The sequence below is a fragment of the Novosphingobium sp. ERN07 genome (assembly GCF_012641335.1).
Lineage (GTDB): Bacteria > Pseudomonadota > Alphaproteobacteria > Sphingomonadales > Sphingomonadaceae > Novosphingobium.
In genome coordinates this window covers 127,853-153,801 of sequence record NZ_JABAID010000007.1, presented here as the reverse complement: position 1 = coordinate 153,801, position 25,949 = coordinate 127,853, and the positions used below count along the sequence as shown (strand labels likewise).

At 62.1% G+C, this 25,949-nt stretch carries 25 protein-coding genes; 16 read left to right on the top strand and 9 right to left on the bottom strand.

Going from position 1 to position 25,949, the window contains the following annotated elements; genetic code table 11:
• Positions 1-4: 4 nt before the first annotated feature.
• Positions 5-682: a 2OG-Fe(II) oxygenase gene (locus HGI47_RS11810; protein ID WP_168852969.1), complete on the bottom strand. Its 678-nt coding sequence runs from the start codon at positions 680-682 to the stop codon at positions 5-7.
• Between the two features lie 263 nt (positions 683-945).
• Here HGI47_RS11810 and HGI47_RS11805 point away from each other — a divergent pair, with 263 nt between their 5' ends.
• The gene (locus HGI47_RS11805; RefSeq protein WP_240950146.1) at positions 946-1,305 is read left to right on the top strand and encodes a winged helix DNA-binding protein; all 360 of its coding nucleotides are present in this window, start codon (positions 946-948) and stop codon (positions 1,303-1,305) included.
• Between the two features lie 82 nt (positions 1,306-1,387).
• Here HGI47_RS11805 and HGI47_RS11800 read toward each other — a convergent pair whose 3' ends face one another.
• A complete protein-coding gene (locus tag HGI47_RS11800) occupies positions 1,388-2,401 on the bottom strand; it encodes an RcnB family protein (protein WP_168852967.1) in 1,014 nt (337 codons plus the stop codon).
• Between the two features lie 160 nt (positions 2,402-2,561).
• On the opposite strand from HGI47_RS11800, the gene HGI47_RS11795 reads away from it, so the two are divergent.
• Complete coding sequence (locus HGI47_RS11795) at positions 2,562-3,041, top strand: DUF6265 family protein (protein WP_168852966.1); 480 nt, start codon at positions 2,562-2,564, stop codon at positions 3,039-3,041.
• A 21-nt stretch (positions 3,042-3,062) separates the two neighbouring features.
• Here HGI47_RS11795 and ettA read toward each other — a convergent pair whose 3' ends face one another.
• Positions 3,063-4,736, bottom strand: coding sequence for an energy-dependent translational throttle protein EttA (gene ettA / locus HGI47_RS11790; protein WP_168852965.1), 1,674 nt, complete (start codon positions 4,734-4,736; stop codon positions 3,063-3,065).
• Positions 4,737-4,872: 136 nt separating this feature from the next.
• Between ettA and HGI47_RS11785 the strand changes: the two genes are divergently transcribed.
• The gene (locus tag HGI47_RS11785) at positions 4,873-6,207 is read left to right on the top strand and encodes a M28 family peptidase (RefSeq protein WP_168852964.1); all 1,335 of its coding nucleotides are present in this window, start codon (positions 4,873-4,875) and stop codon (positions 6,205-6,207) included.
• Positions 6,208-6,237: 30 nt separating this feature from the next.
• On the opposite strand, the gene HGI47_RS11780 is transcribed toward HGI47_RS11785, so the two are convergent.
• Both HGI47_RS11780 and HGI47_RS11775 read right to left on the bottom strand, forming a co-directional pair.
• A complete protein-coding gene (locus tag HGI47_RS11780) occupies positions 6,238-7,251 on the bottom strand; it encodes a sensor histidine kinase (RefSeq protein ID WP_168852963.1) in 1,014 nt (337 codons plus the stop codon).
• Positions 7,252-7,351: 100 nt separating this feature from the next.
• A complete protein-coding gene (locus tag HGI47_RS11775) occupies positions 7,352-8,599 on the bottom strand; it encodes an acetyl-CoA C-acetyltransferase (protein ID WP_168852962.1) in 1,248 nt (415 codons plus the stop codon).
• Positions 8,600-8,732: 133 nt separating this feature from the next.
• Here HGI47_RS11775 and HGI47_RS11770 point away from each other — a divergent pair, with 133 nt between their 5' ends.
• The 6 genes from HGI47_RS11770 (at position 8,733) to trxB (ending at position 13,826) form a co-directional block, all read left to right on the top strand.
• A complete protein-coding gene (locus HGI47_RS11770) occupies positions 8,733-9,932 on the top strand; it encodes a M20 family metallopeptidase (RefSeq protein WP_168852961.1) in 1,200 nt (399 codons plus the stop codon).
• Positions 9,929-10,372, top strand: a complete 444-nt coding sequence (locus HGI47_RS11765) for a hotdog fold thioesterase (RefSeq protein WP_168852960.1) — start codon at positions 9,929-9,931, stop codon at positions 10,370-10,372. The genes HGI47_RS11770 and HGI47_RS11765 overlap by 4 nt, the downstream gene beginning before the upstream one ends.
• Positions 10,373-10,443: 71 nt before the next feature.
• Positions 10,444-11,544: a PAS domain-containing protein gene (locus tag HGI47_RS11760; protein WP_168852959.1), complete on the top strand. Its 1,101-nt coding sequence runs from the start codon at positions 10,444-10,446 to the stop codon at positions 11,542-11,544.
• Entirely contained in the window at positions 11,541-11,930 is a 390-nt protein-coding gene (locus HGI47_RS11755) for a response regulator (protein WP_168852958.1), read from the top strand. Before HGI47_RS11760 ends, HGI47_RS11755 begins: the two co-directional genes overlap by 4 nt.
• Positions 11,931-11,969: 39 nt before the next feature.
• A complete protein-coding gene (locus HGI47_RS11750) occupies positions 11,970-12,761 on the top strand; it encodes a tyrosine-protein phosphatase (RefSeq protein WP_240950145.1) in 792 nt (263 codons plus the stop codon).
• A 96-nt stretch (positions 12,762-12,857) separates the two neighbouring features.
• A complete protein-coding gene (trxB, locus tag HGI47_RS11745; RefSeq protein ID WP_168852957.1) occupies positions 12,858-13,826 on the top strand; it encodes a thioredoxin-disulfide reductase in 969 nt (322 codons plus the stop codon).
• Between the two features lie 52 nt (positions 13,827-13,878).
• Here trxB and HGI47_RS11740 read toward each other — a convergent pair whose 3' ends face one another.
• The 4 genes from HGI47_RS11740 to HGI47_RS11725 all read right to left on the bottom strand — a co-directional run bounded on the left by HGI47_RS11740 (position 13,879) and on the right by HGI47_RS11725 (position 16,813).
• Entirely contained in the window at positions 13,879-14,679 is an 801-nt protein-coding gene (locus HGI47_RS11740) for a hydrolase 1, exosortase A system-associated (RefSeq protein WP_168852956.1), read from the bottom strand.
• Positions 14,676-15,347, bottom strand: a complete 672-nt coding sequence (locus HGI47_RS11735) for a hypothetical protein (protein ID WP_168852955.1) — start codon at positions 15,345-15,347, stop codon at positions 14,676-14,678. The genes HGI47_RS11740 and HGI47_RS11735 overlap by 4 nt, the downstream gene beginning before the upstream one ends.
• A 3-nt stretch (positions 15,348-15,350) precedes the next feature.
• Complete coding sequence (locus HGI47_RS11730) at positions 15,351-15,614, bottom strand: acyl carrier protein (protein WP_168852954.1); 264 nt, start codon at positions 15,612-15,614, stop codon at positions 15,351-15,353.
• A 71-nt stretch (positions 15,615-15,685) separates the two neighbouring features.
• Complete coding sequence (locus tag HGI47_RS11725; protein ID WP_240950144.1) at positions 15,686-16,813, bottom strand: GNAT family N-acetyltransferase; 1,128 nt, start codon at positions 16,811-16,813, stop codon at positions 15,686-15,688.
• Between HGI47_RS11725 and HGI47_RS11720 the strand changes: the two genes are divergently transcribed.
• The 7 genes from HGI47_RS11720 to HGI47_RS11690 all read left to right on the top strand — a co-directional run bounded on the left by HGI47_RS11720 (position 16,709) and on the right by HGI47_RS11690 (position 25,926).
• A complete protein-coding gene (locus HGI47_RS11720; protein ID WP_168853027.1) occupies positions 16,709-18,235 on the top strand; it encodes an acyl-CoA ligase (AMP-forming), exosortase A system-associated in 1,527 nt (508 codons plus the stop codon). The two genes, HGI47_RS11725 and HGI47_RS11720, sit on opposite strands and share 105 nt — an antisense overlap.
• Entirely contained in the window at positions 18,232-19,458 is a 1,227-nt protein-coding gene (locus HGI47_RS11715; protein WP_168852952.1) for a pyridoxal-dependent decarboxylase, exosortase A system-associated, read from the top strand. Before HGI47_RS11720 ends, HGI47_RS11715 begins: the two co-directional genes overlap by 4 nt.
• Before the next feature lie 225 nt (positions 19,459-19,683).
• Positions 19,684-20,331, top strand: coding sequence for an XrtA/PEP-CTERM system exopolysaccharide export protein (locus HGI47_RS11710; protein ID WP_168852951.1), 648 nt, complete (start codon positions 19,684-19,686; stop codon positions 20,329-20,331).
• A gap of 25 nt (positions 20,332-20,356) precedes the next feature.
• Complete coding sequence (locus tag HGI47_RS11705) at positions 20,357-21,874, top strand: XrtA system polysaccharide chain length determinant (protein ID WP_168852950.1); 1,518 nt, start codon at positions 20,357-20,359, stop codon at positions 21,872-21,874.
• Between the two features lie 11 nt (positions 21,875-21,885).
• Positions 21,886-22,857 (top strand): AAA family ATPase, encoded by a 972-nt coding sequence (locus HGI47_RS11700; protein WP_168852949.1) that lies wholly within the window; start codon positions 21,886-21,888, stop codon positions 22,855-22,857.
• Positions 22,854-24,542, top strand: coding sequence for a preprotein translocase subunit YajC (locus tag HGI47_RS11695; protein ID WP_168852948.1), 1,689 nt, complete (start codon positions 22,854-22,856; stop codon positions 24,540-24,542). The genes HGI47_RS11700 and HGI47_RS11695 overlap by 4 nt, the downstream gene beginning before the upstream one ends.
• Before the next feature lie 16 nt (positions 24,543-24,558).
• Positions 24,559-25,926 (top strand): XrtA/PEP-CTERM system-associated ATPase, encoded by a 1,368-nt coding sequence (locus tag HGI47_RS11690; protein ID WP_168852947.1) that lies wholly within the window; start codon positions 24,559-24,561, stop codon positions 25,924-25,926.
• Positions 25,927-25,949: the final 23 nt, after the last annotated feature.

The window sequence follows — 25,949 nt, the reverse complement described above, 5'->3', positions numbered from 1 at the left end:
CTGCTCAGTTCCATGCCCGCGCGCGATACCATTTGGTCAGCACATATTTGACGCCGCGAACCACGGGCATTCCGGCGTGCATGGCATTGGGATTGGGAGTGCCATCGGGCTTCATGTTGTTCCAGATCAGCAGGGCGCCCGGCTGGGGCGGGATGGAAAGATCGACGCGGGTGAAGTCGGTCGTGCCGCCTTCTTCAACGGCGTTGAGATACGCCATTGCCGTCCAGCTACGCTGACCGCCACGCCTTTGTTCCAAATCCCAGAAGGGTTGCGATGGCAAAAAGTGGTCGTAGTGCCCGCGAAACTCCTGACCGGGGTGATAACGCTGGCCCTGGATCGTTTCGCCAAATGCAGGGTCGATGCCGATCAGATCGTCGATCCTGCGTTGCAGCATGATGATGAAAGGATCGTTCGGATCGACATCTCCGGTGAAACTGGTTCGGCCTGTTGCATCGGTGCCCTTGTAGGTTGGCGAAGGGCGAGCGACGGAATCGACGATCGCGATGAGGCGATTGCATTCAGTCTCAGAAAAAAATCGTGCCACACCAAAAATTTCGAGGCCATCGACCGGCAGTTGATAGGCGCCCGGATCCTGCGTCAGCCTTTTGCGAACCAGTTCACCGACGCGTTTCAGGGTAAGTGTTTCCAACGAGGCAGACTTTTTCTTTGCAAAAATTGCCATTTCGGGAACCGTTCTGCGTCAATGCGTTGAGTGGTGCAAGCTCTGTCATTTAGTCCGAAGTGGACGGTTAATACAGATTTCCTCAAGCATTTCTCGCATCTTTGAGTTAACCAAAACCACAGTTTGTTATCACTTGTCGGTCGCTGAACGATCATAAGTTTCGACATGGGCGTAGATGGGTGCGTTACCCAAATGTCGATTCTGAAGACGGGGTTCCACCGTCATGAGCGTTGGTTTGCCGAATGGAGTTTTGTTTGGACGCCTTGGCTGACCCTGAACTGGAAAGTCTCAAACTTGCCGTAGCGCTCTATGGCCTTCGTAGAAAGCGTGATGTCGCTGGTGCGCGCAGAGGGCTTTTTGGAGAACCTGGCTGGGATATTCTTCTTGATCTATACATCGCGGACCGCCGTCGAACCGAAGTGCAGGTCTCGTCGGTTTGCTTGGATGCGGGCGTTCCATCGACCACGATTCTGCGATGGATCGCGCGGCTGGAGCAGGAGGGGCTGATATACCGCATCGCCGACAACGCTGACGCCCGCCGCCGTTATGTTCGGCTGACTGAAGAAGGGCACGAGATGATGCGCAACATCTTGCGCGCGATTGCAGGCGGGTTGCCGGGATAAGCTGGTGCTGCGGACAATCGCCAAAGAAAAGCCCTCTTGACGGAAGTCAGGAGGGCTTTTGCTTCTAGAGAATGATGCCGGATTACCAGAAGAAGTTCTGGATCACGTCCACCACTTCGCCTGAATAGACGTCCACCAGCAGCACGTCGTCCCAGTAGCGGACCCAGCGATACGGGCCATAGGCCGGCGGCAGGCGATAGGCCCACGGATCGTTGATCCAGTAATTGCGACCATAGAAGCCTGAATTCAGGAATATCCCGATGGAAACACGGTTGTAGTTCCACCCGCGATACGGCGCGTAATAGCTGGGCAGTCGATAGATGCCCCGGTTCGCCGCACGATAGCGGCCCCAGTCATAGCGGTTGTCGCGCCGCCAATCGTTGCTCCAGCGGCGATAGTCTCCGCGATAGCTGCTGCGACCATTGTCGCCGCGCCAGTTGTCCCCGCGCCGGTTGTCGTTGCGCCAGTTGTTGTCATACCGCCGGTTGTCATTGCGCCAGTTATCGTTGCGATCCCGATAATCACGGTTCCGCTCACGGTCTGAATAGGACGGGTTGCGGCCATTCCAGTTCCGGTCACGCCCATCGTTGTCATTGCGGTCGCGGTTCCAGGTGCCGCGATCCGAAGTACCGTTGTTGCGGCCAGGATTTGTTCCGTTCCAGCGGGTGCCGTCCCATCCGCGCTGCGCCGGAGCCTGACGGGCGGTTGCCGTGGCGGGAGGCGTGGCCCGCTGTGGGATAACCGCAGGCGCGACCGGGCGTTGGGTCGGAGTACGGTCTTCCGCACCGGAACGCCAGCGACCTTCGACATTGCCGTTGTTGCGCCAGTTTGTCGAGGCGGGACGGTCAGCCCGAACCTGTGGCGTTTGCTGCGGGCGGGCTTGCGGAGCCTGCTGAGTGCCGCGCGACCAGTTGCCGCCGCCACGTTCTCCGCCGCGGTTACCGCCGCCCCAGTCGCCACGATTGGTGCTCTGGCCGCCACGCTCACCGCGCTGCTGGCTCTCCTGCGCTGCGACCTGCGAAGAGACGGTCGTGGCCGCGAGGGCCACCGCCAGCGCAGCCAGCGCGCTCTTGCTGAAGATTGACTTGCCGGACATCATGGCCGACCCTTTCCCGATAGGTGCGCTGCAAACCTTCGCAGCTTCAATAACGCTCTGATAGGCGATTCGCGCTGTCCGATGTCTGAACCGGTCTGGTAGCCTCGCGTTCAGGTTCGCGATCTGTTTGATGAACAATTTTCGGGGTGGAGAGTTCCAGATGATCCGAATGTTCGCCGCACTTGTCGTCTCGCTTCTCGCAATCCCGGTGGCTCAGGCAGCGCCGCCCGCAAGCCTTGGCGATCTCGCGTGGCTGCAAGGTTCGTGGGAAGGAGAAGGGATTGGCGGCGCTCCGGCGCTGGAAGCCTATTCTCTGGCCGCAGGCGGGCAGATGGTCGGCCATTTCCGGCAGATGAAGGCCGATGGCACGGTGATGTTCTATGAATTGATCACCATAGTGGAAGAGGACGGATCGCTTGCCTACCGGCTCAAGCACTTCAACCCTGATCTGACAGGCTGGGAAGAAAAGGGCGAGGTCGAAGCCTTCCCATTAACCGCGCGCGCGGGGGAACGCTTTGATTTTTCCGGGCTGGTCTATGAACGGACCGGCACAGACAGCATGACCGCCACCGTGGTGATCGAAGGCGATGGGGGCAAGCAGGAAGCGCTCGTCTTCCGCTTCCGCCGCAAGGGCGGTTAGCGGAAGGCCGAAAGCTTCAGATCAGCGCGTCAGCTTTTTATAGGCAAGGCGCGTGGGGCGATCTGCCGCATCGCCAAGGCGGCGGCGCTTGTCTTCTTCATAGGCCGCGAAGTTGCCTTCGAACCATTCGACATGGGAGTTGCCTTCGAAGGCAAGGATGTGCGTGGCCAGACGATCAAGGAAGAAGCGGTCGTGCGAGATGACCACGGCGCAACCGGCGAAGTTTTCGATGGCGTCTTCCAGCGCAGCCAGCGTTTCCACGTCGAGGTCGTTGGTCGGTTCGTCGAGCAGCAGCACGTTGCCGCCCTGCTTCAGCATCTTGGCCATGTGCACGCGGTTGCGTTCACCGCCCGAAAGCTTGCCGACGTTCTTCTGCTGGTCCGCGCCCTTGAAATTGAACGCGCCGACATAGGCACGGGTGCTCATGTCCTGCTTGTTGACGGTCATGTAGTCCAGACCGTCGGAGATTTCCTGCCACACGTTGTTGGCAGGGTTCAGATCGTCGCGGCTCTGGTCGACATAGCCCAGATGGACGGTGCTGCCGATTTCCACGGTGCCGCTATCGGGCTGTTCCTTGCCGGTCAGAATCTTGAACAGGGTGGATTTGCCCGCACCATTCGGCCCGATAATGCCCACGATGCCGCCCGGCGGCAGCATGAACGAGAGGTCTTCGAACAACAGCTTGTCGCCATAGGCCTTGGTAATGTTCTTGGCTTCGATCACCTTGCCGCCAAGGCGTTCGGGCACCTGGATGACGATCTGCGCCTTGCCGACAGGACGGTTGTCCTGCGCATTCTGCAGTTCCTCAAACTTGCGGATTCGCGCCTTGCTCTTGGTCTGGCGCGCGGCAGGCGTCTGCCTGATCCATTCGAGTTCGCGGGCAAGCGCTTTCTGTTTGCCGCTCTCCTCGCGCTCTTCCTGCGCCATGCGCTTGGCCTTGGTTTCAAGGTAGGTCGAGTAGTTGCCCTCGTAGGGGAAGTACTTTCCGCGGTCGAGTTCGAGGATCCAGCCCACCACGTTGTCAAGAAAGTAGCGGTCGTGGGTGATCATCAGCACCGCGCCGGCATAGTCCTTGAGGTGGTTTTCCAGCCATTCGACGGATTCAGCGTCAAGGTGGTTGGTCGGTTCGTCGAGCAGCAGAATCGACGGTTTCTGGATCAGCAGGCGGGTGAGCGCGATGCGGCGCTTTTCACCGCCGGAAAGGCTGCTTACCGGCCAATCGCCCGGCGGGCAGCGCAGTGCCTCCATTGCGATTTCAAGCTGGTTGTCGAGCGTCCATCCATCGACGGCATCGATCTTGTCCTGAAGTTCAGCCATTTCAGCGCCCAGGGCATCGAAATCGGCGTCTTCCTCGGCCATTTCCATGCCGATCTGGTTGAAGCGTTCGACCATATCAGCAGTTTCACGCGCACCGTCCTTGACGTTTTCGAGCACGGTCTTGCTCTCGTCGAGCTGCGGTTCCTGCTCCAGATAGCCGACCGTGATGTTTTCGCCCGGCCATGCTTCGCCGGTGAAATCCTTGTCGATCCCGGCCATGATCTTGATCAGCGTCGATTTACCGGCACCGTTCGGGCCGACGATACCGATCTTTGCGCCCTGGTAGAATTGCAGGCTGATGTTGCTCAGCACTGGCTTCTGCGCGCCGGGGAAGGTCTTCGTCATGTTCTTCATGACGTAGGCGTATTGAGCAGCCATCGATGGTCCTTGGGTGTAAGCCGAAAACAGTTGCGCCGCCTCTACCGGCTTGGAACCGTGCGGGCAAGCGGCCCGTGTGCAACAAGGGCGACGGGCAGGGCTTGGCAGCGACAGGGCGGGGCGATAGCACGGTTGCATGAGAAACTTGTCTTGCGCCGTCGCGCTCTCCGCCGCTCTCTTTTCCTCAACCGCCTATGCGCAAGATCCGAGAGGCGATGCCGCGTGGGATATCCTTGCCGGGCTGACCAGCGAGGTCGGTCCGCGAATGCCCGGCAGCGAAGCGGAAGCGCGTGCGCGCACTTGGGCCGACGCGCGGCTGAAAGCGCTGGGGTTCAGCAATGTGACGGTCGAGCCATTCCCAATCCGCGGCTATGTGCGCGGGCGTGACGAGGCGAGCCTGATCGCGCCGATCCCGTTCAAACTGGCGGTCACCGCCTTAGGCTATAGCGGTACGACGCCGGAAAAGGGCGTGGAGGGCGAAGTGGTCTATTTCCCCACGCTCGATGCGCTGAAAGCAGCGCCCGCAGGATCGCTCACCGGCAAGATCGCATTCATCGATCATGCGATGAAGCGCGCGCAGGACGGCAGCGGCTATGGGCCTTATGGCCAGGTGCGCCGCGCCGGTCCCGCTATAGCCGCTGGCAAGGGTGCGCTGGCCACCGTGATCCGCTCCATCGGCACAGACAATCATCGGAACCCGCACACCGGCGGCACCACGTTCCCGGAAGGCGTGAAGCCGATCCCGGCGGGCGCAGTTTCAAACCCTGATGCCGATCTGATTGCGCGCATCGCCCGCAGCGGCAAGCCGATCCGCCTGAACCTGACGCTGACCGGCAAGACCGTCGATGGCCTGCCTTCGGGCAATGTCTATGCCGATCTGCCCGGCCGCGATCCCTCGTTGCCCGCAATCTTGCTGGGCTGCCACCTCGATAGCTGGGATCTGGGCACCGGCGCGATTGACGATGCGGCAGGCTGTGCGATCGTTACTGCTGCTGCACTGAAAGCGCAGGAAGGCGGCAAGCCCTTGCGCACGATCCGTGTGTTTTGGGCGGGGTCCGAAGAACTGGGCGGCTTTGGCGGCAAGGCTTTTGCCGAAAAGCACGCCGAACCCTATGCGCTGGCGATGGAAAGCGATTTCGGCGCGGCGAAGGTGTGGCGTGTGACGTTCAGCATGGCGGACGCGAACAAGACCTTGGCCGATCGCATCGCCACAGCACTTTCACCGATGGGCATCGTGCGTGGGCCCGGCAAGGCCAGCGGCGGCACCGATGTGGCCCCGGTTATCGCAAAGCAGAAGCTCGCCGTGATCGATCTCGATCAGGACGGCACGCACTATTTCGATCTGCACCACACGCCTGACGATACGCTGGACAAGGTTGATCCGGCGGAACTTGCGCAGAACGTCGCGGCGTGGACCGAAGTGCTCAAGATCGTGGCGAACGAGGCAGGCGGCATATCTGCGGTCGAGTGAAAGCTGGAGCGGAATTCGCGGCAGCAGATTTCAGGCGTCATCTTCGGGAAATTCGACGACTGTGGTGACGCCGCCGCTGCTGTCCACCGTCATCTCACCGCCGAGCTGGGATACGAAACCGCGGATGATCGCGGTACCAAGCCCGCGATGACGCGCCGCACTTTCGTTGAATTGGGTTGCGAAGCCCCGGCCATTGTCCGCAATGGTCAGCCGCAACCTGCCACTATCGGCTCGCTCCAAGGTAAGCTGCACCTTTCCTGCCTGCCCGTTCGGAAAGGCGTGCTTGAACGAATTGTTCAGAACTTCGGTGACGAGGAGCATCAACGTCAACATTCGGTTCATCTCGATCCGAGCATCGACCGCCGTGACACATACGTTCACATTCGAAGCACCGGATACTTCCTTTGCTTGCGCGACGACGCTTTCGATCTGCTCTCCAACCGCAATGCCAGTGGCCTTCGGATCATAAAGCTGACGGTGCACGCGGCCCATCAGGTCAATGCGATCGTCTGCACTTTCCAGAATGCTGGCGGCAGAAGCGGGATCGCGTGCGATTTCGCGGCGCTGAAGGCGTAGCATCGACGAAACCGACGCAAGATTGTTCGCCACACGGTGCTGCAATTCCTTGAACAGCAGCGCTTGGTGGTTTGCCATAGCGGTAAGCTGGCGCTGGCTTTCTTCCAGACGCGCTTGACGTTGTTGCAACCCGTCAATCAGCAGCACGTCCACCACGACAACCGCCGTGAAGAAAATCAGGGCGGTGGCCACCGGTACGCTTAACACAAAGGTGCGTGCTGGCGGTATGAAGAAGTACCACGACGCCAACAGGCTCAGTGCTCCACATACCACCCCAGGCCCGCGGCCCGCCAGAAAGGCTGTGATGATAACTGCCGGGAAGAAGGTCAGAAACGGGAAGCCTGGTGGCAAGACATGATCGACAGCGAACCGCAGCGCAGTGGCCAACGCAGCCAAGAGCAGCGCCACCGAATAGGCGGCCAGACCGCCGCGAACGGGCTTGAAAAAGGCGCGGGGGGCGGAAGACATTTTGGGATTGATAGCCAGCAATATTATCGCTTGGCAATGTCACAACCCAAAAGCCCGCCGAAATATTCGACGGGCTTTCAGGAATAGGCAGGCAATTGCGTCAGATTCGCTCGATCACGATGGCAGGCGCCATGCCGCCCGCTGCGCACATCGTGACAAGACCATAGCGCCCGCCAGACCGTTCCAGTTCATCGAGCGCTGTGCCGATCAGGATCGATCCGGTCGCGCCGATGGGGTGGCCCAGCGCCATCGCCCCGCCGTTGATGTTCACCTTCGCACGATCCAGATCCAGATCGCGGATGAACTTTTCGGCCACGACCGCGAAAGCTTCGTTGATTTCCCAGACGTCGATATCATCCTTGGTCAGGCCTGCCTTGGCCAGCACCTTCTTTGCGGCTGGAACCGGCGCGTTGAGCATCAGCGTGGGGTCATCGCCCTGATTGGCATAGGCGACGATCCGCGCGCGCGGCTTCAATCCGTGCTTTTCGGCATAGGCGGGCGAAGTGATGAGCAGCGCCGCCGCACCATCGACCACGCCCGATGAATTGCCCGCGTGGTGGAAATGCTGGATGTCCACATCCGGGTAGCGGCGATTGATCTGCTTGCGGAATGTGGTGCCGCCAAGGTCGAAGTCGGCCAGCCCGGCGAAGCTGGGCTTCAGCGCGGCAAGGCCTTCGGCGGTGGTTTCGGGCCGGGGGAATTCCTCCCGGTCCAGCGCAACCGATCCGTCCTCGTTCAGCACCGGCACAACAGATTTGGCAAAACGGCCTTCTTTGATGGCCATGTCTGCACGCTGCTGGCTGACAAGGGCAAGGGCATCCAGCGCTTCACGGCTGATGCCTTCGATGCTGGCAATGGCATCGCCACACACGCCCTGATGCGATTGCGGGTGCAGCGCGTCCAATGCCATGTTGCCCGAACCCATGCCCATCGGCTTGATCCCGGCATTGGCCTGTTCCGCGCCGTGGGCTGCGGTGAAGCTCATCATTTCAGTGCCGCCCGCAATTACGCAGTCTTCCATGCCCGACATGACCGAAGCGCAGGCGAGGTTCACCGACGTGATGCCGCCACCACAGAACCTGTCTAGAGTCGTGCCGCTGGCCCTGATGTCATAACCTGCGGCCAGCGCGGACATGCGCCCAAGATCGCCGCCCTGTTTGCCGACTTGCGAAGAGGTGGACCAGATGATGTCGTCCACGGTTGCGGTATCAAGATTGTTGCGATCTTTCAGTGCCTTAAGCACCGTTGCTGCAAGGTGCTGCGGGTGCAGGTGTGAAAGCGCGCCCTTGCCGGGCTTGCCCACTCCGCGCGGGGTGCGGACAGCATCAATGATGTAGGCTTCGGGCATGGGTCGTCTCTCCGGCTGACTATTTAATCGACCGATTAACCGAAGGTGTCTTCTCGTGCAAGCCCCATCCGCAAGGCTCGACAGCGGCGCGACAACGTGCCAGCCTTGCGGCAATCACACATCACGAGGCCACATGCTTCACCACCAGTTGCTCGAACAGGCGCGCGGCTATGCCGACAGCATTATCGCCCTGCGCCGTGCCATCCACGCCGAGCCCGAACTCGGCCTGCACACGCCCAAAACGCGTGACAAGGTGCGTGCCGCATTGGCGCATCTGCCGCTGGAATGGCGCGAAGGGCCGTCCACCACCGGCCTTGTCGCCACGCTTAGGGGCCGGGCAGGGGCGGGCCGCCGCGTGCTTCTGCGCGGTGATATGGATGCGCTGCCGATGGAGGAGGAAACCGGCCTCGATTTCGCATCCACCACCCTCGGCGCGATGCACGCTTGCGGGCACGACACGCACACCGCCATGCTGGCCGGTGCCGCCGAATTGCTCTGCGCCCGCGCCGACAAACTCGCGGGCGAAGTGCAGTTCATGTTCCAACCGGGCGAAGAAGGTTTCCACGGCGCGCGTTTCATGCTCGACGATGGGCTGATCGACCCGCTGCCCGATGCGGCCTTCGCGCTGCATGTCATGCCCAACAGCCCGCACGGGCTGATCGCCGGCCGCGCAGGAGCGTTGCTCGCCTCGGCAGACCAGTTCGATATCGTGGTGGAAGGGCGCGGCGGCCATGCCTCGATGCCGCACGATGCGCTCGATCCTGTGCCGGTGGCGTGCGAGATCGTGACCGCGCTGCAGGCTCTCGTCACCCGCAAGTTCCCGGTCAGCGATCCGGTGGTGGCCACCGTGGCAAAGATCAAAGCGGGCACCGCGCACAACGTGATCGCAGATCGCGTGGCGATGCGCGGCACGCTGCGCACGCTGTCCCCGCAAAACCGTGCGCGCCTTCGTGAAGTGCTTGAAAACGCCGCAACCCACATCGCCGTCGCCCACGGCATGACCGCGACCGTCACCATCACGCCCGGTTTCCCCGTAACCGTTTGCGATGCCCGCGCGGTGGATCTCGGCGAAGCGGTGGTGCGCGAAATCAGCGGCGAAAGCGGCTTCCACCGGCTTGCCGCGCCAATCATGGGCGCGGAAGATTTCTCCTATGTGCTGGAGAAAGTCCCTGGCGCGATGTTCTTCCTCGGGGTGGCGCACGAAGGCGTGGATTGGCGTTCGTGCTGTTCGATCCATTCGACAAAGATGATGGTCGATGAATCCGTATTGCCGCTGGGCACTGCTGTTCTTGCGGGCTGTGTCGAACGCTTTCTGGCCGAAGGTTTCGCATGAACGACGTGATCTGGTGGAATGGCGTCATGCCGTCGATGGAGCGGCTGACGCGGCTGGGCAGTTCGTCGATGCCCGCGCATCTCGGCATCGAATTCGTCGATTGCGGGCCGGACTGGATTCGTGCGCGGATGCCGGTTGATCACCGCACGCACCAGCCTTTCGGAAGGCTCCACGGCGGGGCATCCGTGGCGTTGGCCGAAACCATCGGTTCGATGGCAGGGGCAATGGCAGTCAATCCCGAAAAGTTCGTGGGCGTCGGCATGGAAATCAACGCCAACCACCTGCGCCCCGTGCGCGAAGGCTGGGTCTTCGCAACGGCCCGGCCTGAGGCGCTGGGCCGCACCACGCACGTCTGGTCGATCAGGATCGAGGACGAAGCGGGCAAGCTCGTGTGCATCTCGCGCTTCACACTCGCCATCATCGCGATGGAACGAAAATGATTGAGCCGGATTTAATCATATTGTTCGGAACTAAGCGCTAGGAACTGCATTTCGGTGGCAGGTCCACTGATATGAAACGAAACATTCCTAGCGATAACCCCTCCTCCGGTCCGGTTGACCAAGCGCACACGGTGTTCGATGCGTCTGCTGCGCAATTCATGGCGCAGCACGGCGAAGATACCTTCACCGGCGCTTCCGGTGTGTTGTTCGAACAGGCAATGGCGCAAACGCGCATGGCAATCTGCCTGTGCGATCCAAACCTTGAAGACATGCCGATTGTCTTCGCCAATCGCGCTTTCCGCCATCTGACCGGTTATGACGAGCAAGAGATCGTCGGGCGCAATTGCCGGTTTCTGCAGGGGCCAAAGACCGATCAGACCGTACTCAAGCGGATCCGCACTGCGCTGGCCAACGAAGACGTGTTGGTGGTCGAACTGCTCAACTATCGCAAGGATGGCGAGCCGTTCTGGAATGCGCTCCATCTCGGTCCAATCTATAACGCCGAAGGCAAACTGATCTATTTTCTGGGTAGCCAGTGGGACGTGTCGGATGTGCGTGCCGCCCGCGCCGACGAACGCCACGCCCGTGAACTGGCGCGAGAGCTTTCCCACCGCATGAAGAACATGTTCGCGGTGATCGGCGGCATCGTCAATTTCACCGGCCGCGTGCGCGGGATCGAAGCTGAGGCGCGCGAGATCAACGACCGCATTCAGGCACTTGGCCGCGCTTACGAAACGACGCTGGACGATTCGCACCGGGGCACGGTGGAGGTCGGACAGGCGATCCGTGCGGTGTTGGCGCCATACGATCCTGATGGTACGCGCATCCGCTTCGAAGGGAATGGTTTGCGGTCCGATTTCGCGTCGGTTTCCGTCCTTGGCCTCTCGCTCCACGAATTGGCGGTCAACGCGATCAAGCATGGCGCGCTTGGGACCGACTCCGGCAGCGTCACCATTGCCTGGAAGCGTAACGGCTCCACAGCCTCTCCTGCCATCCGCATCGACTGGATAGAGCATGGCGTTGGCCCGCAGGCCAATGCAAAACAACTGGTAAGCAACGACGGGATCGTTGATCGAATGCTCGATATGGCGCGCGGAGGGATCGTAAGAGAATGGCACAGCGATGGCCTGAGGGCCAAACTCAACATCCCCTTGCGGGAACACGCGGAATGACCGAACTTCGCGGCTCTGCCAGTGAACCGTGCCGGGTTCTTGTGTTGGATGACGAGCCACTCATCCTGCTCGATCTGGAATTCGCGGTTGAAGACGCAGGCTGCACCCCGCTGACGGCGCTCGATCTGGTCGAGGCGCTGGCGATCGTTCAGAACAACGCCATATCCGCAGCGATCCTCGATGTTTCATTGGGGCGCGGCCAGACCTGTGAACAGGTCGCGCGCACGCTTGCGGCAATGGGCGTTCCCTATGTGCTGCACACAGGGGATCTTGATCGCATGGACGAAGCCGTGCGCAACCTTGGCGGCACGCTTGTGCCTAAACCGACACCCGCCGCGGTCGTAGTTGCCCGCGCGCTTGAACCCTTGGCGATCCGTCACGTTTGATCGCTTGCGCTGACGCTCCGCGCCGCGCATGGCTCTTCCATGATGACAGACACGCGCGTGCTCGGCATGGCGGGCATTCATAACTTTCGCGATTATGGCGGCTATGCGGCCCGCGCAGGGAGTATCCGCAGCGGCCTGCTCTGGCGGTCCGGCCAGCACAGCGAAGCGTCGGTGGCTGATCTCGATCTGGTACACGATCTAAATATCGCCACCGTGGTCGATCTGCGCGGAGACAGCGAACGCAGAGCTAACCCCTGCCTGCGCCATCCAGATTTTGCCGGCAAAGTGCTGTTTCATCCAGGCGAAACGGCCAGCGCCGCAGGCCGCGCCGCGCATGAAGAGGCCGCGCGCAATGTGAAAACCGTTGATGATGCGCGGGCAGCGATGCAGAGCCTTTATCAGACGCTGCCGTTCCGTCCGGTCCTTGTCGGCACCTATCGTCTTTACATGAAAGCACTGGCCGAACGCCAGGATGCCAGCCTGCTGCACTGCCTTGCAGGCAAGGATCGCACCGGTGTGGCGGCCGCGCTGGTCCACCATCTGCTTGGCGTTCATCCTGACGATATCATGTCGGATTACCTGCTCACCAACACCGCCGGAAATGCCGAAGCCCGGATCGAAGCGGGTGCGCGCCATGTGCGCGAAGGTTTTGGCGTTGCGATGGATGACGCTGCCGTGCGCGTGCTGATGGGGGTGGAGGCACCGTTCCTCGAAACTGCCTTCGCCACGATCCGTGAACACCACGGCACGGTGGAGGCTTACGCAGCTGAAGTGCTGGGCGTAACGCCACCAGTTCTCGCCGCGATCGAACGCAATCTGATCGAGGGCTAAAGAAAATCTGTCCCAAACCTGCGGAAAAAGCAGGGTGAGCAGACTCGCTTTTGCCTCCGGCGCTCCTTATCTCGCCAGCCATCGGAGGACATTTTCATGGCGACGACGCACAAGACCCGTATGCTCATCATCGGCTCCGGCCCGGCTGGGCTTTCCGCCGCGATTTATGGCGCGCGCGCCGGTATGCAGCCGATTGTTGTGCAGGGCCTTCAGCCTGGCGGGCAGTTGACGATCACCACCGATGTCGAAAACTACCCCGGCTTTCGCGATGTGATCCAGGGACCGTGGCTGATGCAGGAAATGCAGGCGCAAGCGGAACACGTCGGCACGCGCATGATGTGGGACACGATCCTCGACGTGAACCTTGATGGCTCGCCTTTCCGCGCCACGGGTGACAGTGGCGACATTTACGAAGGCGACGTATTGGTCATCGCCACAGGTGCGCAGGCAAAGTGGCTGGGCGTCGAAGGCGAACAGGAGTTTTCGGGCAAGGGCGTTTCGGCTTGCGCCACCTGCGACGGGTTCTTCTATCGCGGCAAAAAGGTCGTGGTCATCGGCGGCGGCAACACCGCTGTGGAAGAAGCGCTTTACCTCACCAACCACTCCACGGATGTTACGCTGATCCACCGCCGCGATTCCCTGCGTGCCGAAAAGATCCTGCAGGATCGCCTTCACGCGCACCCGAACGTGAAAGTGCTGTGGAACCAGAAGGTTGACAGCTTCGTGGGCGAGGGCGGCAAGGGCCTGACCGGCGTAAAGCTGGTCGATACGGTGACGGGTGAGGAATCCATCGTCGCCACCGACGGAGCCTTTGTCGCCATCGGCCATGCGCCCGCCACCGAACTGTTCAAGAGCAAGCTGGAACTGGATGAAAGCGGCTATATCGTCGTCCAGCCCGGCACGCCCAAGACCGCGATACCCGGCGTTTTCGCCTGCGGTGACGTGATGGACCACACCTACCGTCAGGCCGTGACCGCCGCCGGCACCGGTTGCATGGCCGCGCTCGACGCCGAACGATTCCTTGCCGAACTGGATTTCAAGGCCAGCCAAACCGTTCCGGCATAAACTGAAAACTCCCCTCCCGCTCGCGGGAGGGGGCGGTGGAGGGCTTGTTCACCTACTGGTGAAGCGCTTCCATCAACCGCGCGTGCAGCCATTCGCGCGCGGCGTCGTCTGAAAAGCTGTGCGATCCGCTGTCGATCCGCTGGACTCGCGTGTCCGCCGCATCCCAAACCTCGGTAAACATCTGCGCTGTGCGATCACCGCTTGCCAGCAGGATAGAAACTGGCCCGTTAAACGCGGCCAGCCCAGCCTTCATTTCGTCCACCAGCCCGGAAGGTGCAGGGGCAGAACTGGCCGCGCTGCGCAACCCTTTGAACAGCTTGCCCAGATTGACCCCGCCTGTCAGCAAACGCCAGATTTCGCGCGGATTGGTCAGCTTCGCCAGATAACGGCTGCGGATCGCTGCGGCTGGCATCGCTTGAGGCGCTTCTTCGCCATCAATGGTCCACGGATTGGCCAGTGCCAGTCCGGCCAGCGGTAAATCGTGCGCAAACAGCATCAGTGCTGCCGCTGCATCGCAATTGCCAAAAGCCACAACCTGCGAAACATGGGGCGCGGCAGAGCGAAATGCGCCTATCGCGGCAGCGATATCGGGCGCGGAATGGCGGAACGTAGGATTTTCGCCATCGACGGCATTGCCACTATCGCCAACCCCCCGCCGGTCGTAACGGAATACCGGAAACCCCTCACGCGCCAGCCGCGCGGCCATTTGAGCTTGCCCACCCCATGCACCGGCGCGCAATTCGTTGCCGCCCGATACGATCAGGAGGCCCGTCGATCCACTCGCCAGCCCGATATCGAGCGTGCCGAACAGTTTCGCGCCCTCACAGGCAAATGTCACATGGCGGCGGGTCACGTCGCAATCTCCGCCAGCACGATTTGCGCCAGCGCGGCCGACTGATCGGGCGCTGCCGCAGGCTCCGCCCGCAACCACAGCCCGCCGCCGCCCAGTTCGCTCTGGCCTAAGATGCGCTGCCCTTCGATCTGCGCGGTCGCAGTTTCCAGCCCGGCGATCAGCGAAGCGCCGCAGCGCCAGCCTGCCAGTTCCAGCCCCTCGCTTCGCCCGATTTCTAGCAACGCTGAACTGTCTTCCTGCCGCCCAGCCTCACGAGCGGAAATCACACGCGCGCGTAGCATCTGGCGCAGGATCGAAGCGCCCTTGGCCGGTTCCAGCATCAGCCCCGGCAGCGTGTTCGGAAACACCAGCGCACCGCCGCGCACCGCCAGAACATCGCTCGCGCCAAAGTGCCGCGCCGCCTGCGCCATCGCGCGCCGCCAGCCGTGCAGGCTTTGCGCCGGAAACTCCTGCAAACTCTCATTGCAGCCGGGCAAGTCCGGCAGAAAGCAATCCACGCCCGCTTCATCGAGCAGACGCATCGCATCCACCAGCATCCGCCGCATCCGGTTGGCTTCGTCGAACAGCGGCGGAACGATCAGCAGCCGCACCATCCGGCCGCGATCAAAAGCGAAGGCGTATTCCTCGCTCTGCCCGTGCGGGCCGGGGCAGGGCCAGCGGGCGATCACGCCTCAGGCCTTCTCGGCTACTTTGGCTTCCAGAAACGACAGGAGATTGCCGTAGGTTTCCAGCAGTTCGCCGTCCACTTCATCATCCTCGATCACGATGTCGAGGCGGTCCTCGATCTCGGTCAGAAGACCGGCGACGGCCATTGAATCCAGTTCAGGCAGATCGCCAAAAAGACCCGTCGAAGCATTGAACGCGGTAACACGTTCGGCGGAAAGTCCAAGCACGTCCTGAAGGATCGCGCGGAGGGTGCTATCGGTGTCGCTCATCGTGTCCCGGTGCCGTTCAAGTGCAGGTAGGTGCAGCTAGGTGCATCTAGGTGTCGTTCAGGATTTGGCCCTTAACCATCGCGGTTCGGGGAAACAAGGGGCCGCAGTTTGTGCCGTGCCAGAGCGCGGATCATCTGTGGCCAGTGGTGCACAGCGCTTTTTCGCCAAGCCCGCACGCGCCAACGGGTGCGCACATCTTCCATCCAGTCACGCTTGTAGGGATCGTCACCCGTGCCGAAATCGACGAGCGAAACGCCATCGCGATCAATGACATGCTCAAACATCGCCGCGCTGAGCAACGTCCCCGGCGATTGTTTCCTAAAGCTTTCGTCATGCGCCAGCTTGTGAATGAAGGCGGTGCCGCCTTCAACGGTCCAGAATTGTGCGGCCACCGGCTGTCCGCCAATTTCGGCAATGCCCAATCGCAAGCGCCCGCCCGCGCCATCCATCTCCGCCCAGCGGCGCAAGAAATCCGGAGATCCTTCGCCGGGCTTCCAACTCAATTTGTAAACCGCCTCGTACGCGTCCCAGTCTTCGGGCGAAAATTCCGTGACGACGCGCAGTGCCACATCGCCCTTGCGCCCCTTGCGCCGCACCGTTTCTCGCAAAGCGCCGGGGCGCGCGGCCCAGTATTCGGCAAAGCTGCGGCCTTTGATAGGAAGGATGTGGTTTGAATCGCAAGGCTCTGAAATTGCCGCCCAACCTGCTGTCCGCAAACCCGCAGCCAAGGCCAATGCATCAGCTTCAGGCATCGGCGCGAATGATGCCCGGCTAGCAGGCAGACTTTGCGCGATTTCTGAAAGTAGTGTCGTATCCCCTAGCGGAGAAACGAAAAAATTGTACCAATTGGCCAGCGCTTCGGCCCCGCCATGCGCCTCCTTCCACGGCAGCGCAGCAAGGCGCGTACCATCGGTGGCCACGCTCAATCGCGCTTTTGCGGGATCAAGGCACATCTCGGCCAGCAGGGCGAGCCAGTCCAATCGCTCGAACGGCGAGGCTCCCTGAACGGCAAGAACGCCTGCGTCCGCTTGCGCTTCTTTAAGACTGGCGTGATAGACCTTCAAAACGACAGACGTTTCCTGATTGAGAACCGCGTGCCCGAAAGCCCCGATCCTACTGTTTTCCCGCTCGATCACCTTGCGCTGCGCGGACAGCGTGATGCGCCCGCGCTGGTGCTGCGCGACCGCACTCTTAGCCATGAAGAGTTAAACGCGCGTGTAGGCGCGCTGGCAAAGTGGCTGAAAGCGCGCGTGGATGAACCGGGCGCGCGGGTGGCGACATGGCTGCCGAAGACCGAACTTGCCTGCCTGGTGCCCTTGGCGGCGGTGCGCGCAGGGCTGGTGCATGTGCCGATAAACCCGCTGCTGAAGCGCGCGCAAGTGGCGCATATCCTTGGCGATTCAGGCGCTGTCCTGCTCATGGCCAACAAGGCACGGCTCGATACGCTGGAGCCTGCCGATGCAGCTTGTGCGGTGTTTGAGGAATCGACGGTCTGGGCCGAAGTGGCGGCGCAAGGTGCGGAACTGCCGCCATCCGATGCAGCGCCCGATAGCCTTGCCGCGATCCTTTACACCAGCGGATCGACCGGGCGGCCCAAGGGCGTAATGCTTAGCCAAGCCAACCTTTGGCTTGGTGCTGTCAGCGTTGCGCATTATCTGAAAATTGCGCCAGCAGACCGGGTTCTGGCGGTGCTGCCGCTGGCCTTTGATTATGGGCAGAACCAGTTGCTTTCCACATGGTTTGCGGGCGGCAGCGTGGTGCCGCTTGATTACCTGACGCCGCGCGATGTGGTGAAAGCGGTGGCGAAACATGGCGTTACCACGATTGCCGCCGTGCCGCCGCTGTGGCTGCAACTGGTGGAACTCGATTGGCCGGAAGGCGCTGCGGCAAGCCTGAAGCGTATGACCAATAGCGGCGGAGCGCTTAGCCTTTCGCTGGTCCGTGCGCTGCGCGCCAAGTTTCCGCAGGCCGATCTCTATCCGATGTATGGCCTGACCGAGGCGTTCCGTTCGACTTACCTCGACCCTGCGCTGGTGGACGAACATCCCACTTCGATGGGCAGGGCTATTCCCTTTGCAGAAGTGCTTGTTGTCGACGACTTGGGGCATGAAGCTGCGGCAGAGGAGGAAGGTGAACTCGTTCACACCGGCCCGCTGGTGGCACAAGGATACTGGCAGGATGCCGAGCGGACGGCTGAACGCTTCAAGCCCGCCCCAGCGTTTTCCAAGCTGGGCGGTATGGCGGTCTGGTCGGGCGACCGGGTAAAGCGCGATGCGGCGGGATTGCTGCATTTCGTCGGGCGGCGCGATGCGATGATCAAGACAAGCGGCAACCGCGTCAGCCCGCAGGAAGTGGAAGAAGCGGCTGTGGCAACGGGCATCGTGGCCGAGGCGGTGGCGCTGGGCTTGCCTGATCCGCAACTTGGGCAGGCGATTCACCTGGTAGCGCGCGCCGTTCCCGATGCCGCGCGGGACGATCTGATTCCGGCACTTACGCGCGCCTTGCCCAATTTCATGGTGCCGCGCCACGTCCATTGGCGCGATGCCATGCCGACCAGCGCCAACGGCAAGCTGGATCGGGTTGCGCTGTCCGCCGAACTGGCAGAGGGAGCGAAGGCATGAAACCGCTTGGCCCCATTCCCGCCGGATTTGCCGCTATCGACGGCGTGCTGGCCATTGCCGGGCGCAAGGCGACCGATCTGGTGGCGGATGCAGGCGGCACGCCGCTGTTCGTCTATTCCCGCGATATGTTGACCGCGCGCGTGGCCGCATTGCGGGCTGCAATGCCGGAGAGGTTGGCGATACATTATGCTGTAAAGGCAAATCCTTACTCACCCTTGTTGCAGCACATGCTGAATCTGGTGGATGGGTTCGATATTGCCTCTGGCGGCGAACTGGCGGTGGTGCAGGATGCTGGCATCGATCCAGCGCGGGTAAGCTTTGCCGGGCCGGGCAAGCGCGATGCCGAACTGGCATCGGCGATTGCGGCGGGTGTGACGCTCAATCTCGAATCTGAAGGCGAGGCAAGTCGCGCGCTGGCGATTGCCGACCGGTTGGGTGTGACGCCAAAGCTGGCCATCCGCGTGAACCCGGAGTTCGATCTGAAAGGATCGGGCATGAAGATGGGCGGCGGGGCCAAGCCGTTTGGCGTGGATGAAGAGCGTGTGCCGGCGTTGGGTCGCCGATTGATCGAGGCCGGTGCCGACTGGCGCGGATTTCATATCTTCGCCGGTAGTCAGGCGCTTTCCGCCGATGCAATCATCGAAACGCAGCGGCAGACGGTGGCACTGGCCGCGCGGCTTGCGGGCGAGATCGGCGCGGCCCTGCCCAAATGCAATCTGGGCGGCGGTTTTGGCATTCCCTATTTCCCAGGCGATGAGCCGGTGGACATTGCCGCAATCGGGGCAGCGCTGGCCGAACGCTTTGCCGATTTGCCCGATGTGCTGCGCGATACCGCGTTCTGTATCGAGCTTGGCCGCTATCTTGTTGGCGAATCAGGGGTTTATCTGGCCTCGGTGGTGGACCGGAAGGTCAGCCACGGTGATGTCTACCTGGTCACTGATGGCGGGCTGCATCACCAGCTTGCCGCTTCTGGGAATTTCGGAACGGTGGTGCGCCGCAACTATCCCAGCGCCATCGCAACGCGGTTTGCTGCAGAGGTGGAGGAAGAGGCCAGCATTGTGGGCTGCCTGTGCACCCCGCTTGATCGGTTGGCCGACAAGGGCGGATTTCCGAGGGCTGACGTCGGCGATCTTGTCGCAATTTTCTGCGCGGGCGCTTACGGAGCCAGCGCTAGCCCGGCGATGTTTCTGGGCCAAGGCCCGGCGGGCGAAGTGCTCATTTGAAAATCCTTGCGAGACAGCGGGATAGGTTCCCGCTGTTAACCATTGCATCTGCGCCAGTCCCGCTTCGGGACATGGGCGAAAGCCGCCTTGGCGTCACCTCTTGCAGCAATCAAGGCTAACGCAATCTTCACCCTTTTTGGCGATAGCCGAGCGTGAATTGCGGTCCCTGCAATCTTTGCGCCTTGATGCCGAGGGTAGGGAAAGCCGCAGCAAGAAGGAAAGACAATGCCGCTGAATACCCGCGTAACCCGGATGCTGGCCGGAACGGCAATGCTCAGCCTTGCCCTGACAGGATGCGGCGGCGTGGGCGGCGGGGCACAATTGCCGCCGGCTTCGTTCGTGGCACTGCAGGAAGGGCCCGGCGAGGAATACGTGATCGGGCCGCTGGACGAACTGACCGTGTTCGTATGGCGCAATCCCGAACTTGGCGCGCAAGTGCAGGTGCGGCCCGACGGGCGCATCACCACGCCGCTGATCACCGACATGCCCGCCGTGGGCAAGACGCCTTCGATGCTGTCCGAAGATATCAAGCTCCAGCTTTCGCAGTACATTCAGGAACCGATCGTATCGGTTATCGTCAACAAGTTCGCGGGCACGTTCAGCCAGCAGGTGCGCATCGTGGGGGCGACCGAAAAGCCTGCATCGATCCCGTTCCGTGCCAACATGACCCTGCTTGATGCGATGATCGCGGTCGGCGGCCTGTCCGAATATGCCGCCGCCAACAAGGCGCGGCTGGTGCGGTTCGACAAGCAATCGGGCGCGCAGAAGGAATATGCGGTGCGCATCGGTGATCTGCTCCGCAAGGGCGATACCAAGGCCAACGTCCTGCTGATGCCGGGCGACGTGATCATCATCCCTGAGTCGATGTTCTGAGCGGCGGGCGGGGGACACGGCGGCCATGACCAGCATCTACGAAGAAGTGCGTATCGCACTCCACGGCATCTGGCACCGACGCTGGATCGCGCTGGCGATTGCGTGGGCGGTGTGCATGGCAGGCTGGCTGGTGGTGGCGATGGTGCCCAACAGCTATGAATCCAAAGCGCGCATCTTTGTGCAGATCGACGACGTGCTGGCCGATCAGATTGGTATCGGCGGTGACCGCAAGCGCGATATCGAGCGGGTGCGCCAGACGCTGACCAGTTCGGTCAACCTCGAAAAGGTCATCCGTGCGACCCGGTTGGGCGACAAGGTCACCGACGACAAGCAAATGCAGGCCGCAGTCGCCGGGCTGGGCAAGAACGTGAAAGTGGTGAGCCAGCAGGACAACCTGTTCGAGATCACCGGCAATGCGGGCGGCGGCGGGCGCAACGATGCCGAAAACGCCAAGCTGGCGCAGGATATCGTGCAGAAGATGATCGACATCTTCCGCGAAGAGAACCTTGCGGGCGGGCGCGGCGAGATGACCGATACGCTGGCCTTCATGGACCAGCAGCTTGCGACCCGTAAGAAAGATCTGGAAGCAGCCGAGCTGAAGCGGACCGAGTTCGAGGCGAAGAATGCGGGCTTTGTGCCCGGTGCGGGGTCGTTCACCACGCGGATCGAGGCGGCTCGTAACCAGTTGCGTGATGTCGAATCGAACCTGCTGGCGGCGCAGAGCGCATTGGCTTCGATCAACGGTCAGCTTTCGGGCACGCCGCAGACGATTGCCGTGGCAGGAGTGGGGGGCGGCGCCAAGGGTGCGCTGGCGCAGGCGCAATCCGATCTCGCTTCCATGCGCGCGCGGGGTCTGACCGACAGCCATCCCGACGTTGTTGCGGTGAAAGGGCAGATTGCAGGCCTGCAAAAGGCTGCTGCGGGCGAAGGCGGTGGGGGCGGTGCGCCCAATCCGGCCTATGCCTCGCTCGTTTCGATCAAAGCCGATCGCGAAGCCAGCCTTGTCGCGCTGCAATCGCGCAAGGGATCGCTTCAGGCCGAAATCGCGCAATTGACCGCGCAACAATATAGCGAGCCGACTGTGGCCGCCGAAGCCGCGCGCATCAACCGCGATTATGACGTCTACAAGGAGCAGTACGACAAGCTGCTGCGCGACCGCGAACAGTTGCGCCTGCGCGGGCAGGTGGAGACCGAGCGCGATGCGGTGAAGTTCGAGGTGATCGATCCGCCGACGATGCCTTCCGGCCCATCCGCGCCCGACCGTCCGCTGTTGCTGATGCTGGTGCTGATCGTGGGGATTGGCGCAGGCGGAGCGGGAGCCTTTGCTCTGGCGCAGCTGAAGTCTGCTTATTCGACCACAGGCCAGCTTGAGCGGGCCACGGGACTGCCGGTGCTGGGCGCGGTTTCCGAGGCGATCACGCGCACTGCACGGGCAGAGCGGATCAAGCGGCTCAAGTGGTTCGCGGGCGGCCTTGCCGGGTTGTTCATCGTCCTTTTCGTCTTGCTCGGCGTGGAAATGCTGAAGCGCGGCATGGTGGCCTGAGGAGCAGCGCGATGACCGACCAGACCAAGATCCCGGTTCCGCCATCAGGGCCGTCGCTGATCGAGCGCGCATCGGGCAGCTTCGATTTCCGCACGCAGACGCGGCCAGTGGTGCCAGACCTTCCGCCAGCGCCCAAGGCCGCGCCGGTCGCGCCGACGGTGGCACCGGTTGCTCCAGCGCCAGTTGCAGCGCCTGCGCCATTTGCGCCGCCGCCGCCTGAACCGATCGTTGCGGTGAAGCCGTTTGCCGGGGCCTATCACAAGATCGACCGCCAGCACTTGCGCGAACAGTGCATCATCGAGCCGGAAAGCGCTGTGACCGGGACGCTTGAAGAGTTCCGCATCGTGAAGCGGCAACTGCTGCGCGTGGCTGCTGAATCGCGGGCCGGGACGGGCGCGCCGCATGGCGAGCGCATCCTTATCGCTTCGGCGCATCCGGGCGAGGGCAAGACCTTTTGCGCGGTGAACCTGGCGATTTCCATCGCGGCGGAAAAGGACAACGAAGTCCTGCTGGTCGATGCCGACTTTGCCAAGCCTTCGGTCCTTTCAACGCTTGGTCTGCCGGGTGGGAAGGGGCTGATGGATGCGCTGGCTGATCCTTCGCTGCCGGTGGAAGATTGCGTGATCGGCACCGATATCGGCGGGCTTTATGTGCTGCCCGCAGGCAACGCGACCGGATCCGACACGGAATTCCTCGCCTCGGCCCGCACCGAGGCCGTGCTGGCCCGGCTGACGGCGCATTCGCCCAATCGCATCGTCATTTTCGATTCGCCTCCGGTGCTGGCCGCATCGCCTGCAACGGTCTTGGCCAAGCATGTCGGCCAGACGGTGGTTGTGGTGCGCGCCGATGGAACCGGAGAGGCCGCGCTGCGCGATGCAGTGGGCCTTCTGGGCGCGTGCGATGACATCAAGCTCCTGCTCAACGGCACCCGCTTTTCAACCACGGGCCGCCGATTTGGCACCTATTACGGATACAAGGAATGACCAGACCGGCTCTTCCCCTCCGCTTGGCTTTGCTGGCCGCGACGGCTTTTGCTGCGTCGCCGCTGCACGCGCAGTCTCTCGGTTACGAAAATGTCGAGGGCGATGGCCCTTCGGCGGGCAACAGTTCCTCGCGCAGCAGCGGCGGCACGGGTGCGCGCACCACAGTGCGGCCCTATATCGAAGCCGTGCAGAACGTGCTGTGGGAGCTTGCTCCCGGAGACGAGGTGCTGACCTACAGCTCGCTGGCGGCGGGTGTGGACGTAAGCCTGCAAGGGCGTAGGACTGAAGGTGCGATTTCCGTGCGCTATGAACGGCGCATTTCGCAGTCAGACCGCGTGGCAGATGGGGATACGCTTTCGGGCCTTGCCCGCGTGCGCCACGATCTGATCCCGCGCACGCTTTCGGTGGAAGCAGGCGCGCTGGCGACGCGGAGCAACATCGGCGTCGGCGGCGCTTCGGCGCTCAATGCTCTGGCCAACAACGATGCGGTGAGCCAGATTTACTCGCTCTATGCAGGGCCTGCGCTGTCTACCCATATGGGCGATGTGGCGCTTTCGGCATCCTACCTTGTCGGCTACAACCGGCTGGAGCAGGAGAACGTGCTGCAGGGTTCTGCCGGGCAGCCGCTGAACGATATCTTCGACGATTCGGTCGTGCAGTCGGCGCAGATTTCGGCGGGCGTCGCGCCGGGCACGGTGCTGCCAGTGGGCGTGACCGCATCGGGTTCGTATTTTCAGGAAGATATTTCCAACCTTGATCAGCGCGTTCGCGATCTGCGTGGCGGCGTGCAGGTGACATATCCGGTCACCCAATCGCTCGCCGTGGTGGGGGCGATTGGCTACGAAGACGTTGAAATATCGTCACGCGATGCCGTGCGTGATGGCAATGGCGTGGCGGTGGTCGGCAGTGACGGGCGGTTCGTGACCGACAAGTCGCAGCCGCGCCAGCTAGCATATGAAACCGATGGCTTGACTTGGGATGCTGGTGTGATGTGGCGGCCAAGCCGTCGCACAGCGCTGAGCGCCTTTGTCGGGCGCCGCTACGACAGCACGACCTATTACGGCAGCTTCTCCTACGTGCCCGATGCGCGCAGCCAGTTGACCATTGCGGCTTCTGACAACGTATCCGGCTTTGGTGGACAGGTAACGCGCGCCCTGCGTGATCTGCCGACTGATTTCGAGGTCACGCGCAACCCGTTCAACGGCCAGATCGGTGGCTGCGCCAATGGCTCGCAAGCAGGCGGTTGCGTGAACAACGCGCTGTCGTCGGTGTCCTCGGCGGTATTCCGCGCGCGGAGCATCAATGGCAGCTATTCGCGCCAGATCGGCCGCATGACCGCTGGCATCGGTGCGGGCTACATCCGCCGCAGCTTCATCGCGCGCGCGGATTCGGTGCTGGGCGCGGCAAATGGCGTGATCGACGAAAGCTACTATGTTTCGGCAGGGCTGAACGGCCCGATCGACCGCCGCTCCAGCTTTGCCATCTCGGCCTATTCGGCTTGGTTCGAACCGGGTTCAAGCAACCTTGGCAGCACCACGGCCATTGGCGCGAATGCCTCGTACTTCCGCAACCTGACGGATCGCTTAGCAGCTTCCGCAGCGGTCGGTATAGATAGTTTTAACCAAACTCTGCTTGAAGATCAGACAATTGCATCCGGCCTTGTAGGCCTGCGGTACAGCTTCTGATGCCTGGAGACGGCTGATGTACGATGAGTTCTATGGCCTGAGTGGTCGCCCGTTCCAGCTTACGCCCGACCCGCGCTTTTATTTCGAGAGCGGAACGCATCGCAAGGCGCTGTCCTATCTTGGCTATGGCCTTGCGCAGGGCGAAGGCTTCATCGTCATCACCGGCGAGGTTGGCGCGGGCAAATCGACGCTTGCGGCGCACCTCATGGCTTCGGTTGACCGGGCACGGCTGACGGCGGCGCAGATCGTCACCTCGGCGCTGGATGGCGAAGAACTGATCCACGTTGCGGCGCGCGCGTTCGGCCTTGAAGTGGCCGGGCATGACAAGGCCACCGCACTCGCTCAGATCGAAGCCTTCCTGCACCATGAAGCGCGCGAAGGCCGCCGTTGCCTGCTGGTGGTGGACGAATCGCAGAACCTTTCGGTCGAAGCACTGGAAGAACTGCGGATGCTGTCCAACTTCCAGTTGGGCGCGCATCCGCTGTTGCAGATACTGCTGCTGGGCCAGCCCGAATTTCGCACGCTTTTGCAGACGTCCGATGAACTGGAGCAACTCCGCCAGCGCGTGATCGCTTCGCATCACCTCGATGCGATGGAGCCTGCGGAAGTCGGTGCCTATATCGAACATCGCCTTGCGCTGGTCGGCTGGCAGGGCCGTCCGCAGTTTGATGCGCGCGTCTATGCCGATCTTGCCAAGGCCAGCGGCGGCGTGCCGCGCCGGGTGAACCAGTTGATCAACCGCGTGTTGCTGATGGGCGCGGTGGAGCAGCGCGACCATATCGATGCGGCCATGTTGCAGGCGGTGCTTTCCGATCTGGCAGGCGATGGCGGGTTGAACACATCGCAGCCCAAGGTAACGCCGGTTCCGGCGGCCGAAGCGCCCGTGGTAGACCTGCCCACAGCAGTCGCCCCCCAAGCCTTTGCTGCTGCGCCAACCCCCGTGTTTGACGACAGCGCTTGGCGCGCCGCACTGGCCGAGCGGGACGAGCAAATTGCCGAGTTGCAGCAGGCGATTATCGAACTGGCCGATATGCGTGTCGCTGCTGCCGAACCGGTTTTGCCGGACTTTGAAAGCCAGGCGCAACTTCAGGTACAACTGGACGAGGCCGAGCGGCGCATTGCTGCGCTTGAAGCCCGCCCTGCTGCTGTTGATTCCGCTTTCAACGAAGATGTGGTGAGTGCGCTTGAAGAGGCCAATCGCCGCATCGCCGCACTGGAAAGTCGTCCGGGCGACGAACAGATCATGGCTGCGTTCGATGAAGTGCAGCGCCGGATCGCGAAGCTTGAAACGCGCACGGCAGAGCAGGAAACGGCCATCCGCCACACCCTGACCATGCTGATCGAGTGGATCGAAGCCGAAGATTTCCACCGCGCCGCTGCCTGAGCGGCGCATCGTGGGGGTGCAGA

Coding starts and splice junctions, on each gene's coding strand:
- HGI47_RS11810 (WP_168852969.1), bottom strand. CDS start 682: ATGGCAATTTTTGCAAAGAAAAAGTCTGCCTCGTTGGAAACACTTACC.
- HGI47_RS11800 (WP_168852967.1), bottom strand. CDS start 2,401: ATGTCCGGCAAGTCAATCTTCAGCAAGAGCGCGCTGGCTGCGCTGGCG.
- HGI47_RS11795 (WP_168852966.1), top strand. CDS start 2,562: ATGATCCGAATGTTCGCCGCACTTGTCGTCTCGCTTCTCGCAATCCCG.
- ettA (WP_168852965.1), bottom strand. CDS start 4,736: ATGGCTGCTCAATACGCCTACGTCATGAAGAACATGACGAAGACCTTC.
- HGI47_RS11785 (WP_168852964.1), top strand. CDS start 4,873: ATGAGAAACTTGTCTTGCGCCGTCGCGCTCTCCGCCGCTCTCTTTTCC.
- HGI47_RS11780 (WP_168852963.1), bottom strand. CDS start 7,251: ATGTCTTCCGCCCCCCGCGCCTTTTTCAAGCCCGTTCGCGGCGGTCTG.
- HGI47_RS11775 (WP_168852962.1), bottom strand. CDS start 8,599: ATGCCCGAAGCCTACATCATTGATGCTGTCCGCACCCCGCGCGGAGTG.
- HGI47_RS11770 (WP_168852961.1), top strand. CDS start 8,733: ATGCTTCACCACCAGTTGCTCGAACAGGCGCGCGGCTATGCCGACAGC.
- HGI47_RS11765 (WP_168852960.1), top strand. CDS start 9,929: ATGAACGACGTGATCTGGTGGAATGGCGTCATGCCGTCGATGGAGCGG.
- HGI47_RS11760 (WP_168852959.1), top strand. CDS start 10,444: ATGAAACGAAACATTCCTAGCGATAACCCCTCCTCCGGTCCGGTTGAC.
- HGI47_RS11755 (WP_168852958.1), top strand. CDS start 11,541: ATGACCGAACTTCGCGGCTCTGCCAGTGAACCGTGCCGGGTTCTTGTG.
- HGI47_RS11750 (WP_240950145.1), top strand. CDS start 11,970: ATGATGACAGACACGCGCGTGCTCGGCATGGCGGGCATTCATAACTTT.
- trxB (WP_168852957.1), top strand. CDS start 12,858: ATGGCGACGACGCACAAGACCCGTATGCTCATCATCGGCTCCGGCCCG.
- HGI47_RS11730 (WP_168852954.1), bottom strand. CDS start 15,614: ATGAGCGACACCGATAGCACCCTCCGCGCGATCCTTCAGGACGTGCTT.
- HGI47_RS11725 (WP_240950144.1), bottom strand. CDS start 16,813: ATGGCTAAGAGTGCGGTCGCGCAGCACCAGCGCGGGCGCATCACGCTG.
- HGI47_RS11715 (WP_168852952.1), top strand. CDS start 18,232: ATGAAACCGCTTGGCCCCATTCCCGCCGGATTTGCCGCTATCGACGGC.
- HGI47_RS11710 (WP_168852951.1), top strand. CDS start 19,684: ATGCCGCTGAATACCCGCGTAACCCGGATGCTGGCCGGAACGGCAATG.
- HGI47_RS11705 (WP_168852950.1), top strand. CDS start 20,357: ATGACCAGCATCTACGAAGAAGTGCGTATCGCACTCCACGGCATCTGG.
- HGI47_RS11700 (WP_168852949.1), top strand. CDS start 21,886: ATGACCGACCAGACCAAGATCCCGGTTCCGCCATCAGGGCCGTCGCTG.
- HGI47_RS11695 (WP_168852948.1), top strand. CDS start 22,854: ATGACCAGACCGGCTCTTCCCCTCCGCTTGGCTTTGCTGGCCGCGACG.
- HGI47_RS11690 (WP_168852947.1), top strand. CDS start 24,559: ATGTACGATGAGTTCTATGGCCTGAGTGGTCGCCCGTTCCAGCTTACG.